Source organism: Chryseobacterium viscerum, assembly GCF_025949665.1.
Lineage (GTDB): Bacteria > Bacteroidota > Bacteroidia > Flavobacteriales > Weeksellaceae > Chryseobacterium > Chryseobacterium viscerum_A.
The window spans coordinates 1104292-1118239 of sequence record NZ_JAPDFT010000001.1 but is presented as its reverse complement, the minus strand read 5'-3'; the positions used below and the strand labels follow the sequence as shown (position 1 = coordinate 1118239).

The window sequence follows — 13948 nt, the reverse complement described above, 5'->3', positions numbered from 1 at the left end:
CCATTAATTCAAAATAAGATTATGAAATCTCCTATTAACCATGAACACTCATCATTAATAAAAACCAATGTTAATGAAAAAACAGAAATAATCAATCCGCTATTTCAAGCCAATGCTGTAAATCATAACTCTTTAAATGAAGAAATGAAATGGTTACAATCCCTTATTGAAAAGCGATGCAAAGAATTATTTCTGGAAGATGAGACAGAATTGAATATTGGTTATGAAATACCTGAACCTCCGGAATCAGATGACCAATCTCCTTATTCCATTACGATCAACACCCACCAGCTTACTGTTGTAGACAGAATAATCTTAGCGCTGGGCATTGCTTCGGCTCATTATCCTTCCATCCTGAAAACATTTGTACAGATAGAAGAAAGCAGCAATGCATTTGCTATTGAAGCAGGTGGTGAATATGATAAAATCAGCCGCAGCTTTAAGCCTACTTTTCAAACTGCACTTTTTTTGCTGGCAGGTAAAGATTTATCACTGTGGTCACAGTATGGTGCACAACTCATCAATGGCAGTGTACTATTGAAAAATGATATTATTTACAATCGTTCTTCAACAGAATTTATTCATGGAAAAATTGAATTGGATACCGCTTATCTCAATTATTTTTTATCAGGACAGAAACCACAACTGGATCATGGTTCTTACTTTCCCGGCAGGCTTTACAAGTCTGATCTCACCATGGAAGATATTATTTTGGAAGATAATGTGAGAGATCAGATAAAACCCATTGGGCATTATATAAAAGCATTGGAAAACGGCTTTTTCAAAACCAATGAGCATAGCTTTAAACCAGGTTTCATTGCCTTATTCTACGGTGCACCGGGAACGGGAAAAACGATGCTGGCCGGAATTCTTGCTAATGCATATGGTATTGATATGTACCATGTAGATCTTTCACAGGTAGTGAGCAAATACATTGGTGAAACTGAGAAAAACCTTGAAGTGTTATTCAACAGGCTGCAGGGTAAAAACTGTATGCTGTTTTTTGATGAAGCTGACGCTTTATTTGGGAAACGTTCTGATGTAAAAGATGCTCATGACCGCTACGCCAACCAGGAGGTTTCTTATTTATTGCAGCGAATAGAAAAATTTGACGGATTAACAATTCTGGCTTCCAATTTTGAAAACAATATGGATGATGCTTTCAAGCGCCGTATAGATGTTTCTGTGAATGTAATTCGTCCTACAGAAACCACCAGAAAAGCCCTTTGGGAGCATTATTTGCCTAAAAACATAACTTTTGAAAGTGATGCCCTTTTACAGCATTTAACCAAAGAGTATACCTATACGGGTGCTAACATCCGAAACATTATGAAAAATGTAGCAATGGCATTACATGACCGTAATGAAACCAGCATTACCTATTCATTAATAAGCACTTATTTAATGATAGAAAACGAAAAGGCTTTTGGAAAAAATCAATCCCGCCTCAGCCCATTTGTACAAAAACCAGAATAAACCCCTTAGCACAGCATAATAAAAACTCATCTAATAACCAATACCATGAGCAGACACAAAAAAACATTTGCACCCAGGGCTGGCAGGTCCGAGAAGCAAAATACCCATAATAAAGAGGATAAAGAAAAACCTGAGCAGATCACCGATCAGGACAGCAAAATATCTCTCGCAAAAACAGAAGTTACCCAAATAACATATGATCCTTTCAGAAGCAGAGCATTCAGTAAAGTAGAAAAAAGCGGATCTGTCATTCAATTATTTGACAACGGGCAGCATGTAGCAGCAGTTAATAATACACTTGATAAATTAGGGCATACAGTATCCGAGAACAAAGCCTATTTTGGTGATAAAACAAGGATTGCACTCATCAATTTTCAAAGCAATAACGGCATTGCTGCTTCTGGAATTTTTGACAAACCCACCTTATTGAAAATGAATGAGGTAACAAAAAATTTAGATAAAAGGGAAACTATCAGAAAAGCCACATTACCAAATAAAAAAACAGAATCGGACAAAAGAAATACAGGTACATCTGAACCTGCATCTCGTTTAGAATCTAAGCTTGAAAGTCAAGAATTTTTTCAATCATCTTTCCAAACAGGCAAAGATCCTATAAAATTAAAAAAATGTGACCCTAAACATGCAGATGATTACTGCCTAATTGTTAGCTTCATTCCCACTACAAAGATTCCAAAAGGAAATACGATTGAAGGATACGCTATTTATTATCAGGCTGTATATGGTGGCAGTAAAGAGAATGCTATAAAAGTAGCTGAACGCTGGGGTAAAGACGGTAGAATAAACTTTGCAGGAGAGATCAAAGCAGGAACACCAACCAATGTAAATGTACCTCTTGAGAAATATCTGGATAATCTTTTCTTTGAAGCACCAAAAAACGAAGCTGCCAGAGAAGCTTTAAAACAAAAATTATTAGGAATTGTAGACAATCATAAAGATAAAAAAGATGAAAAGGAAATTAACAGAGAAGAACTTAACAAATTTTTAACCAACGAATACAGTAAAATTACAGAGGATAGTGAATATATAGCACTAAAAAACAAACTAAAATCATTAAAAGCACCGGAACTATCTCCAAAAGGCAAAAAAGCAGCTGCAATTTTAGAGAAAACCCCTAAAAATAGCGAAGCACAAGACATATTAATTGAAGAGTTTGAAAAATTCGGAAAAGAAATGGCTCTTTACATGCTTCAAATTAACAGGAAATTAATTCTTACAGAGGCAGAGAGACATGGTATTTGGCTGCCATATGGAGAACATAAAAATAAATTACAGGAACTTAAAACCGGTATAGAAGCTTATAAAAAACAAATGACTGCTATACAAGCTAACCTACCTAGTTTTAAAGAGCAGCAAAAGCTATATCAAGAAGCATATGATGCTATTGGCAGGGATCCTTATGCAACAGACATTCATGATCAAAAAATAAATAAAGCATCAGGAATTGAAAAAAAATACTCTGCCAGAAATGAAATTTACAGAGCTATTCCAATTTTATCAATAGGTGATGATTTCAACAATAAAGGACTGAAAGCCGAAAAACAAGAATGGGCCCCTGATTGGGAAAATTTTGATTTAAAAACCGACGAACAAATTATAACTGCTTTAAAAAACAGTATTATAACACAGTTGGAAAAAATAAATGAAGCTGAAGAAAATATTATAGATGAAGATATAGATTTCATTTGGGATTTAGGAGAACTTATTCCTATTTCTATACAACAAGCGGGTATTTCCAGCAATAAAAATGCTGTAAAAGTTATACAGGATAAAGTCCGGCAGGAAGCTAAATATGAACTTATAAAAAATATTATTCTTATAGCCGGAGGTATCATTCTTTCTATTGTATCTTTAGGACAAGCTACCCCATTTTTATTAGCCATTTTAGCCAGCGGAGGTACTTTAGCAATTAGTACATATTATGTAAAACAGGAGATTCATGACTATAACTTAAACCAAAGTCTATATGATGCCTCAATACAAGTCGGGCAGGTGCTGCAAGGTGACGATCCAAGTTTGGCTTGGCTGGTACTTGCCATTGCAGGTGCTGCGTTAGATGCAGGATCATTAGCAAAAATACTGAGATCAGCTAAACCTATTTCTGCAGCGGCCAAAGCATTTAATGATGCCGATGATGCTACAAAAGCATTAGCCACTTTAGAAAGTGATCTACTTAAAATCGATGGTCTTGAAAGAAAAGTAAGGGAAAATATTATTAAACAGGCTAAAATACAAGCCCAACAACAAAAAATACTGGCTGGCTTTGTAAAAGCAAAACAACTTACCTACGTAACAATACCAGGTTTAGCACAAACAGGCGAATTATTAGCCAGAGCAGTATTTGCTATTCGGAAAGGAATTGTTACATTTGATAGTTTTGTAGCCGAACTCAAACTAACCAAGCTCATAAGTGATACAGGATTAACCCCTGAGCAATTGCTTTTAGTTAAAAATACCTTTGAAAAGGCAAAAACTTTAGCTAAAGATGACAAGCTGGCTATTGAACTTGAAAAAGCAATGGCAGATAATGATCTTGCAAAGGTGAAAAGCTTATTGGAAGAAAACAGTGGAAATACAAAATATGCTGCTGCCAATAAAAAAGCAAAAGAATTAATTTCCCGTGCTCAACTTGAGAAAAAGCAAGTACAGTCAGAACTGGTTAATTTGGCTCAAGAAACAGGAGGTAAAATGGAAGGTTTAGAATATGCTCTAAAAACAGAAGAGTCATTAACAAGGAAAATTGCGGACAGAATTAAAGAATCAAATATTAAAAATTATGGATTAGAAAATGCGATTGAAACAACTTCTTCAGCAATGAATGATGTTCTTAGATTTACTATCACCTATGATGCAGATGTATATGTTGAGAGTTATTTTAAAATTGTACAAAAACTAGAGTCAAAAGGTTATAAAAAAGTTAAATCATTTAATGCATGGTTTAAAGGTGATGGTTCATATAAAGGATTGAATACTACCTTTGAGACACCAACAGGTCAGCAGTTTGAGTTACAATTCCATACTGAAGAAACATTTAAAGTAAAGTCTGAAACGCACTATTTATATGAGGCATCACGAGCAGCAGATGCAACAAAAGAAACAAGAGCAGCAAATACCGCTAAACAGGCTGCAGAATATAAAAAAATAAAAACACCAAAAAATATAAATTTACTTGAAAATGAATAAAAAAGATACAATAGAAGAGATTTTATATTATCACTTTGAAATAGAAAAGATCAATAATAAGGAACACTATTCACTACTAAGAGCGGTAATGTATAAAGACACAGGGTTGCAGGGAGAAGAATACTATAATGGAGAATGGCATAGTGAAAAAGCAGCATTAAGTTATTATCCGGATCCAACACCGGGGGAATTTGTAGATGAAATCAGAGCAAAAGAGATCATGAAAATAATAGATAAAGAAGTAAGATGAATTATAAAGACCAGCTGTATAATGCTAGAAAATTTGCAATAGAAAAACACAATGGTCAGCACTATGGAATATACCCATATGAAATTCATTTAGGCAATGTAGTAAGTATATTAATGAGATTTTCTATTCTTCCGACAAATCAAGAAAACACTGATATCCTGATAAGCGCATGGCTTCATGATATATTGGAAGATACTACAGTTTCAATAGAAGAATTAGAGAAAAAATTTGGAAAAAAAGTTACTGAAATTGTATTTTCTTTAACCGATGGAGAGGGGAAAAATAGAGATGAAAGGAAAAACAGCATGTATAACAAACTGATTCACAATCAAGCTGGTATTATTGTAAAATTAGCTGACAGAATAGCTAATGTAGAGTTTTGTTTGATACAAAATAATAAGAATTTATATGAAATGTATCAAAAAGAACAACCAAAATTTCAACAAATAATATCATCTAAAATGAACACAGAATTAGCAAATTCTCTATTAATCTACTTAAAAACATTACTGTAAAAAATCTCTATCCGAAAATTGACTGCCTGATATATTTTTTTGTAACTGCTGCTAGTCAAAGCCACCATACTTTAGCTAAGAGATATTATAAAGAGTTAAAAGCAAAGCATAAAATTTATATTAGATTAAGGAATCAGAGCAGATTATTTCTGCTCTGATTCTTATCTGATCAGTAACTATTTGTTTTCAGAAGCAGCTATGAGTTATCTGAAAAGAGCATATCTTTTTCAGTCACTACTTTTGCTTTCTTATCATTCACATAAACAGGAATACCGCCTACCCAGGTTTCCAATACCGGAATATCCCGCATTTTCATATATTGTAATGAAGGTGTATTTAAGGAAAGAGGGTTCTGTTCCAATATAACAAAATCGGCAAAGTATCCTTTATCCAGCGATCCTACCCATTTGTCTGCGTAGCATTGCCATGCAGCATCATAAGTAACCGCAATCAGAGCCTGTTCGGGAGTAAGACGTTCGGCACCGTTTAAAACATCAATATCCTTTGGATTCTTTTCCATTATTCTGGTAATCGATTGTTCCATCATTCTCAAAGGTCCCAGTGGACTTACCTCATTGTCGCTATGAAGGGTAATTCTCATACCAGCAGCAAGCGTTGAACCGCAAAGATCCAGCATTTGTGCTTTTTCACCAAATATCACTTCTTTAAAAGCATATCCCCAATAGCCTACGTGTCCGATCAGGAAACTTGGCGAAACCCCCATTTGGAGCATATTGGTAATCTGATCTGCTGTAAGAAGGGAACAATGTTCTATACGGTTACGAAGCTCCGGGCCTTTATATTGAGCAAGAGTACGCTGATAAGCATTGATGGCAAATGTTACTGCCTGATCACCATTGGCATGAACCATTAGCGGCCAGCCTTTTCCAGCCACCACGGTATTGATCAATGTATTATAGCTTGGCGGAATTGTATGGGCAGGAATACCTGTCTGTGGAAAATTAAATACACCTGTATTATTGGCAGGATTGCACAGATATGGAGCACTCTGATAACCGGTTAATCCTTGATTTGAACCATCTGAAACGACTTTAATATGTCCATAATATACAGGTTTATAATGCTCCGGTACTTTATATGGCTCCAGGTTATCAACATCTTCCTGATTAGAACAAAGATACGCTCCTCCTGTTCTTACCACTTCAGGATGAGTCTCAAAATATTTGGTTAAAAGGATTTCTGATCCTTTATTCAGTCCGGCATCATACATAAAAGTAACACCTCTTGAATTGGCAGTCTGAAAAAGCTCCGTAAGATAACGATTGATCTCTATGCTCATCGCAATGATCTGCAGCTTTATGGTCTTCAATGCAGGAGTCATCTGTAAACCTTCCTGTAGCTGGCCTTTTGTTTCACTGATATACCTGTCAACAGTTTTATACTCGTTCTTTATATCCGGATTGTGATCAAATACATACTCTAATGCCTTAGTATTCAGATAAAGGGTATGCATAGAGGCACTTAACAGCATCATAGGAATATCATGATTAATCGTATCAAGTATTACATTATCAATCGTAATTAATTCCTTTTTTCCATCAGTTTCCTTAAAAGGCATTAATGACGGATCCAATCCTCTTCCTAAAATAACCGCTCCGGGAATTTTAGGAATATGTCCGTTAATGATAGCCCCAACAGAAGCCAAATCATATATCGCTTTTAAATTCTGTCCGTCAAAAGGGCTCAAATCTAGCCAGCCGGTCATCATTGCCGTAGGAATCATATGAACATGAGGCTCAATCAATCCAGGGAGTAAAGTTTGAGTTGCCGTTAATGTTTTGGGCAGAAATCCTGAGTGATTGGCAGCCATATAATCGTTTACATCTGATTCACTGCCGGTTACAACAACTTTCCCGTCAGCAATTCCAATGGCTTCAACGGTACCAGTAGATCCACCAATCATTGGCAGAATAGTACCTCCGCTTATCATCAGCGTTTGTGGTTTTTCGTGGGTCGCTTTTCCGGAACCGGGATTTATTTTCGTCAGATTTTCGGCGCTGAAAAGTTCGTCTTTAAGAACATCTAAAACAGGATTGTGGCAAGAGCAATGGGTGCAGCCATGCGTGTGGTTGTGTTGTTTTTCCATAAGAATAATTTGGTTTTAAGGTATGGTTAAAGTTTAATTCTTTCCGTGTCTATTTTCAATAATACATTGCCTTCAGCACATAGAAAGATACTTTTGCTACCGAACAGGATTTATTGTATTATTAAAATTAAAATGAATTATTTTTAAGATATTATTTTTTAATAAATATTTATATATGAATAATTTTCATTTATTTACATGTATTAGTTTATTTTATAAAAATAACAAAAATATTCTTTCAACCTACTTTTTTCACTCAATATTGATTATTTTCTTCTGTCTGAAATTTTAATTTACTGCACAGTTTTATTTAATTCACTATTACGACATGTATTTTTCAATACTCCATAATATTCTAAAGCTCAACACCTTCATACTCTGACAATTTGTAAAAACAATCAAGCCGAGAGCGAGGTTATCTAAATACAGTAAGCGCCAATTTTAAAAACTGGCGCTTACTGTATTATTAATTGATATGGATTACCCTTTCATTCCTTCAAAGCTTTTTTCAGCCGCTCCAGACCCACCGTCAGAAGCTGTCTTGGACAGCCAATATTGATTCTCAGGAAACCTTCCCCGTTTTTACCATACATCGTCCCCGAATTAAGCCAAACTTTACCCTCCATCAGAAGAATTTTTGACAATTCATCAGAGGTTTTACCGAATGAACGGCAATCCAGCCAAACCAGATAGGTCGCTTCCAAAGGAATCACTTTGATTTCAGGCAGATGTTCATTGCAAAAATTTTTCAGGAATATAACATTCTGATACAAATAGTCTTTCAGTTCAGCTACCCATTCATGTCCTTTTGTGTAAGCCGCAATCAAGGCTTCCATGGCAATTGGATTAGGATAACTGTTTTCCTGAAGTTCCAGCATTTTTTTGGTCTGCTCCAATATATTTTTGTCCCGTGAAATAAGATATGATACCGGCAGTCCTGAAAAATTAAAAGTCTTACATGGAGAACCGCAGGTCACCGACTGAAGATTATAATGCTGAGCTACCGAAACAAACGGAATATGCCGGTGATTATTAAAAATCAAATCAGAATGAATCTCATCAGAAACCACTATCACATTATTCCGTGAACAAATGTCAGCTACTTTCTCCAAATCTTCTCTTGTCCAGACTTTTCCCACCGGATTATGCGGATTACAGAACAACAAAAGTTTAGTTTTGGGATCGGAAGCTTTCTTTTCGAGATCATCAAAATCAATGGTGTAATTTCCTCCTTCGTACTTCAATTCATTGCAGACAATATGACACCCATAATTTTCCAAAATGGTAAAAAAATGATTGTAAACAGGTGTTTGCAAAATAATATTTTCGTCAGGTTGCACAAAAGCACGAATGATGGCCGAAAGTGAAGGAAGAATTCCCGTTGCAGGCAGAAGCCAGTCTTTTTCTATGGTAAAATGATGGTTCGTTTTCCACCAATCAATCACCGAATCATGAAACTCTTTAGGAATCGTACCATATCCGAAAATTCCATGAGAAACTTTTTCAGAAATAGCCTGAATCACTTCCGGAGCGGTTTTAAAATCCATATCAGCCACCCACATAGGTAAGATATCTGCCTTTGCCCAGTCCCATTTTACGGAATGAGTTCCTCTTCTTTCTATGATTTCGTCAAAATTATACTTCATGTTTAACGTCATTATTTTGAATCCAGATAATTTTTCAGATCTGAAATATTTTTAATTTTAAGTTCATTCGCCTGTTTCTTTCGCATCATCAAAGCATACGCATTATTAAACCCGAGGGGTTTCAACCATTGGATTTCATATTGTTTCTGGAATTCCAGATTGACATAGTTAAATGTTTTTTCCGGGCTTTTAGAGACTTCTTCTATCGTTTTTTCATAAGGTTTCAGCAAAACTAAAAGCCCGGTTCCTGTATATTCGGGATAAAAGTCAACCGCATCATTCATCAGAGCATCAAAGCAGATTTTTGTTCCACCAAGCCCTGTTTTCGTTTCCACTTTATAATCAGTATAGCCTTCAATGAGTATTTTATAAATTTCGGCAAGAATATACTGTTCACCAAAAATTTTTGATCCGATTTTTATCGTTTGGGAATTTCCCTTGCGTGGATCTTTATATAAATTTGTTTTTATTAAAAAATCCTTGGCAATTTTCTCAGGAGTTTGTTTGAGGTAATCAGCTTTATAATTCAGATCTGTCATTATGGAATCATTGAATTTTCCTGATAAAAGATTCAATGTTTTTTCCAATCCGGGAAACTTTTCCAGTGTCTTTGTTTTGATTACCGGCGCTGCAAAATAAGGAGGAAAAATCTTCTTGTCATCCTCCAGAACATACAGATCAAAAGCCTTAATTCTTCCATCTGTAGAATATCCGCTGATGAGGTCCAGATCTTTTTCGTAAGCTGCTTTGTACATAATGGCATCACTTACAACCAAAGGGTGTACATCCAGCCCATATACCGATCGAAGTCCCAGATCACCATCCTGCCGTCCCATAAATTCCGGCGTAAAACCTGCTTTAAGCTTATGATCCGAAACGGAAGTCAAAAGATAAATGCTACCAATAATTACCAATACAACAGGAATTGCATATTTTAATTTCTTTACAGACTGATAGCTTAATTTCTGTAAAACGGCAATGGTTTGATCCAAAAAAATAGCCAGTAACGCTGCAGGAATAGCTCCCGCGAGAATCATATTGGTATTATTAAGTGAAATTCCTCCAAAAATAAATTCTCCCAATCCTCCGGCTGCTACAAATGAAGCTAATGTTGCCACCCCAACATTGATGACCGCCGCTGTTCTGATTCCTGCAATAATTACAGGCATCGCTAAAGGAAATTCAACTTTGAAAAGCCGTTGCTTTCTGTTCATTCCCATTGCTTTTGCAGCTTCAATGACCATTGGATCTACTTCTGTAATTCCGGTGTAGGTATTTCTGATAATGGGTAAAAGAGCGTAGATCAGCAAGGCAACAATGGCCGGAGTAGCTCCAATTCCGAATGCGGGAATCATAAAACCAAGCAATGCAATACTGGGAATAGTCTGCAAAATCCCTGCAATTCCTAAAACAGAACCTGATAATTTTCTTTTTCGGGCAATTAAAATTCCTAAGGGTACACCAATAATGATCGCCAGAAACAGAGACAAAAAAGTGAGTCCCAGATGCTGTACAACCTGAGTAAGCAATTTCTCATGCTGCTCTGTGATAAACTGCCAAAAACTTAACTCACTCATAAAGTCTGAAATTTTCGGTATTCATTAAAAGCTTTAACCAGATTTTCATAATCTTCGGAAAGTGAAGTATCTGCACTCAATTTTTGAAGAGCATCCCATAAACCTGTATTTTCGGAAAACTGAAGTTCTTCATAGAAACGACGGCCATCAATCAGAGGTATCACATCTTTCAGTCTGGCCACTTTGTACTCCAGTAAAAGCCGGTTTCTAGCAAAGAAATTTTTAACAAAATCATTTTCCGGCTGATAAAGCATTTCTTTTGGAGTTCCCGTCTGAATAATTTTCCCTTGATCCATCAGGCAAATTTTATGACCTAAGTCGAATGCTTCCTGAACATCGTGGGTAACCAGAATAATTGTTTTATTTTTAAACTCTTCCAGTGATTTGAATTCTGCATGAATATCGGTTTTGGTAATATTATCCAACGCTCCGAACGGTTCATCCATCAGCAAAACAGGCGAATCGGCAATCAAAGCACGGGCAATTCCCACTCTTTGCTGCTGTCCGCCGCTTAGCTCGTTTGGAAACCGAGTAAGTACCTCTTCTGAAAGATGAAGCTTATGTAATAATTCCAGTGTTCTTCCAACAGTCTTTTTTTTATCCCATTTCAGTAAATCGGGAATGACTGCAATATTCTGCTGAATAGTGTAATGGGGAAACAATCCGGAATGCTGCATGACAAAACCAATTCCCATGCGTACCTCTTCCACTTTTTGTGACTGAATATTTTTACCGTCAATCAAAATATTCCCGAAATCTACTTCGATGAGGCGGTTTATCATTTTCAGCATGGTTGTTTTCCCGCATCCGCTTGTTCCCAAGAGCACCAGAATTTCCTTATCATTAGCCTGAAAAGAAATAGTATCAACCGCTTTTTTCCCGTTAAAACTTTTTGAAACCGATTCAACTGTAATCATAGGCAAAATTATTGTGCAAGTCTGATTCCGGTAAACTGCCACTGCAAATGGGTCTGGAAAAAGTTCCGGTAGGTATTTCTGCTATGTCCGGGCGGAGTGGCTACTGAAGCACCGCGAAGTACCATTTGATTCACCATAAATTTCCCGTTATATTCCCCCACAGCTCCTGTTTCTTTTTTAAATCCAGGGTATGGAAGATAGGCGGAATTTGTCCACTCCCAGCGTTTTCCCCAGTCAAAATATTCTGATGCGGCTTCCCATTCGGCTTCAGTAGGCAGGCGTTTTCCTTTCCATGAAGCAAAAGCAGAAGCTTCAAAAAAACTGATGTGGCAGACCGCTTCCTCTAGATCGATTTCCTGTAAACCGTTTAAAGTATAATTCATCCATTTTCCATCAATAAAATGCCAGTATAAAGGGGATTTTGCATTATTTTGCTTCACCCAGTCCCAGCCCTCAGCGTGCCAATGGCGGAAATCTTTATACCCCCCGGCTTCAATAAATTCTAAGTATTCTTTATTGGTTACTAACTGACTGCCAATAGTAAAGTCATTCAGATACACCTTGTGTCTTCCGAGCTCATTATCAAAACAGAAACCTTCACCCTTAAAACCGATTTCATAAATTCCTTCTGAAAAATTAATCATTTCTGAGTTGCCAGCGCTTTCCTTTTTAGAAATATCTTTTTTTCTGTAAGCTGGAAATAAAGGATTGTGGCCTAAAATATATTTGATATCTGTCAGTAACAGTTCCTGGTGCTGCTGTTCGTGGTTTAAACCTAATTCCAACAGAGATTCCAGTGATTCTGTAAGATATCCGTTATGAAGAAATTCATCCATCTTCCGGTCTACATATTCACGATATTTAAAAACATCTGAAACGGAAGGACGGCTGAGATTTCCTCTGTCGGTACGGATAACACGAGCTCCGATGGTTTCGTAATAACTGTTGAACACAAAATTATACTGAGGATCAAAAACTTCGTACTCCGGAAAATTGGGCTGCAATATAAAGGTTTCAAAAAACCAGGTGGTATGGCCTAAATGCCATTTCGGAGGACTTACATCCACTATAGGCTGAACCACATAATCTTCAATTTCCAAAGGGCTGCAAATCTCAACGGAATGATTTCGGATTTCCGAGTACTTTTTTATCCAGTTTTTATGAGAATTTGCTTTTGCCAGTGCTGCATCTTTATTCATAAAAAATCATTTTAAATTAGACCATCCAAATAGAATCTACAAACCAGTTTTTTGCATCTTTAATTTCAACAAGGATATGAAATCCCGAATCTCCAGCCAGCTTTTTAATATCCTGTTCAGAAAATTTCTGAGAAATTTCCATATCAATCAGCTCATCTTTTTTAAAGTAAAACAAACGGTTTCCCACATGAACTTCCTGATCACAGAGACTTACCAGAAAACTCCTGCAGGCTCCCGAAATCGGATCATAATTTTGATAATGCTGGAAATTTTCCATCTTGAAATCAGCTTTCAGTTCCCGGTTGATTCTTGTCAAAAGATTAAGATTAAACGAAGCGGTAATTCCTGCTGAATCGTTGTATGCGGCAAGAATCGTGTTTGGATTTTTCTTAAGATCAAAACCTACGAGAAATAAGTCTCCGGCATTCAGTTTTCTTTTCACTTCATTACAGAAATGTCTGGCTTCCTCACTTTCCATATTCCCTATATTTCCGCCTAAAAAAAGGACTACTTTTTTCTTTTTTGAAATACCGGTGGCTTTATCAAGCATATCAAAATACTCCCCTTCCAGCGGTAATATTTCCAGCCCCGGCAATTTTCTCTTCAGGTTTTCCTGCAAAACAGAAAGAATATTTCCTGAAATATCAATAGGCATATAAGTAAAATCTGTTCCTTTCTCTACTAAATTTTTGAGAAGATAAGAGGATTTCATCGCATCACCTGCTCCTAATTCTATCAGATCAAAAGATTCATTGATATTGGAAATTGCTTTTGCGAGTTCTTCAGTTTTATTTTGAAATATATCCAGCTCACAATTGGTAAGATAATATTCCGGCATGGCCATAATCTGCTGGAAAAGGCGGTCGCCTGTTTTGTCGTAAAAATATTTTGAAGATAATTTTTTCGGATGAGCGGACAAGCCTTTTAAAACGTCCGAACCGAAATTATCGATACCTTCATTTTTAAAATGATCATCTTTTTTTAACGGTACATTCATAGTTTGTATTTTGTTTTGGTTGTTCATTGAGTACAACTATCTTGCCGACACCGGAATTACTTC

The 13948-nt window shown here is 36.3% G+C and carries 10 protein-coding genes; 4 read left to right on the top strand and 6 right to left on the bottom strand.

All coding sequences use genetic code 11. The features are described from left to right. The first annotated feature begins 21 nt into the window (after positions 1–21). Genes OL225_RS05065 through OL225_RS05050 form a run of 4 tightly spaced genes read left to right on the top strand, consistent with a single transcriptional unit; the run spans position 22 to position 5442 of the window. Positions 22–1476, top strand: coding sequence for an ATP-binding protein (locus OL225_RS05065; protein ID WP_264517497.1), 1455 nt, complete (start codon positions 22–24; stop codon positions 1474–1476). Between the two features lie 45 nt (positions 1477–1521). Continuing rightward, positions 1522–4677: a peptidoglycan-binding domain-containing protein gene (locus OL225_RS05060; protein ID WP_264517496.1), complete on the top strand. Its 3156-nt coding sequence runs from the start codon at positions 1522–1524 to the stop codon at positions 4675–4677. Next, on the top strand, positions 4670–4927 hold the full coding sequence (locus tag OL225_RS05055; RefSeq protein WP_047378146.1) for a hypothetical protein: 258 nt from the start codon (positions 4670–4672) through the stop codon (positions 4925–4927). The genes OL225_RS05060 and OL225_RS05055 overlap by 8 nt, the downstream gene beginning before the upstream one ends. Beyond that, complete coding sequence (locus tag OL225_RS05050) at positions 4924–5442, top strand: HD domain-containing protein (protein ID WP_264517495.1); 519 nt, start codon at positions 4924–4926, stop codon at positions 5440–5442. The genes OL225_RS05055 and OL225_RS05050 overlap by 4 nt, the downstream gene beginning before the upstream one ends. 196 nt (positions 5443–5638) lie before the next feature. Here the strand turns inward: OL225_RS05050 and OL225_RS05045 are convergent, their stop codons facing one another. The 6 genes from OL225_RS05045 to egtD all read right to left on the bottom strand — a co-directional run bounded on the left by OL225_RS05045 (position 5639) and on the right by egtD (position 13885). Then, positions 5639–7549, bottom strand: coding sequence for an amidohydrolase (locus tag OL225_RS05045; protein ID WP_264517494.1), 1911 nt, complete (start codon positions 7547–7549; stop codon positions 5639–5641). 488 nt (positions 7550–8037) lie between these two features. Next, positions 8038–9195 (bottom strand): MalY/PatB family protein, encoded by a 1158-nt coding sequence (locus OL225_RS05040; protein ID WP_264517493.1) that lies wholly within the window; start codon positions 9193–9195, stop codon positions 8038–8040. 11 nt (positions 9196–9206) lie between these two features. Continuing rightward, entirely contained in the window at positions 9207–10772 is a 1566-nt protein-coding gene (locus OL225_RS05035; protein ID WP_264517492.1) for an ABC transporter permease/substrate-binding protein, read from the bottom strand. Beyond that, on the bottom strand, positions 10769–11689 hold the full coding sequence (locus OL225_RS05030; RefSeq protein ID WP_264517491.1) for an ABC transporter ATP-binding protein: 921 nt from the start codon (positions 11687–11689) through the stop codon (positions 10769–10771). The genes OL225_RS05035 and OL225_RS05030 overlap by 4 nt, the downstream gene beginning before the upstream one ends. Positions 11690–11697: 8 nt before the next feature. Then, complete coding sequence (gene egtB, locus OL225_RS05025; protein WP_264517490.1) at positions 11698–12888, bottom strand: ergothioneine biosynthesis protein EgtB; 1191 nt, start codon at positions 12886–12888, stop codon at positions 11698–11700. Between the two features lie 16 nt (positions 12889–12904). After that, positions 12905–13885 (bottom strand): L-histidine N(alpha)-methyltransferase, encoded by a 981-nt coding sequence (gene egtD, locus OL225_RS05020; protein WP_047378150.1) that lies wholly within the window; start codon positions 13883–13885, stop codon positions 12905–12907. Positions 13886–13948: the final 63 nt, after the last annotated feature.

What these genes read in the sequence shown, in the direction of transcription:
- OL225_RS05035 (WP_264517492.1), bottom strand. Translation starts at nt 10,772, where the DNA reads ATGAGTGAGTTAAGTTTTTGGCAGTTTATCACAGAGCAGCATGAGAAA.
- OL225_RS05040 (WP_264517493.1), bottom strand. Translation starts at nt 9,195, where the DNA reads ATGAAGTATAATTTTGACGAAATCATAGAAAGAAGAGGAACTCATTCC.
- OL225_RS05050 (WP_264517495.1), top strand. Translation starts at nt 4,924, where the DNA reads ATGAATTATAAAGACCAGCTGTATAATGCTAGAAAATTTGCAATAGAA.
- OL225_RS05060 (WP_264517496.1), top strand. Translation starts at nt 1,522, where the DNA reads ATGAGCAGACACAAAAAAACATTTGCACCCAGGGCTGGCAGGTCCGAG.
- OL225_RS05030 (WP_264517491.1), bottom strand. Translation starts at nt 11,689, where the DNA reads ATGATTACAGTTGAATCGGTTTCAAAAAGTTTTAACGGGAAAAAAGCG.
- OL225_RS05065 (WP_264517497.1), top strand. Translation starts at nt 22, where the DNA reads ATGAAATCTCCTATTAACCATGAACACTCATCATTAATAAAAACCAAT.
- OL225_RS05045 (WP_264517494.1), bottom strand. Translation starts at nt 7,549, where the DNA reads ATGGAAAAACAACACAACCACACGCATGGCTGCACCCATTGCTCTTGC.
- egtB (WP_264517490.1), bottom strand. Translation starts at nt 12,888, where the DNA reads ATGAATAAAGATGCAGCACTGGCAAAAGCAAATTCTCATAAAAACTGG.
- OL225_RS05055 (WP_047378146.1), top strand. Translation starts at nt 4,670, where the DNA reads ATGAATAAAAAAGATACAATAGAAGAGATTTTATATTATCACTTTGAA.
- egtD (WP_047378150.1), bottom strand. Translation starts at nt 13,885, where the DNA reads ATGAATGTACCGTTAAAAAAAGATGATCATTTTAAAAATGAAGGTATC.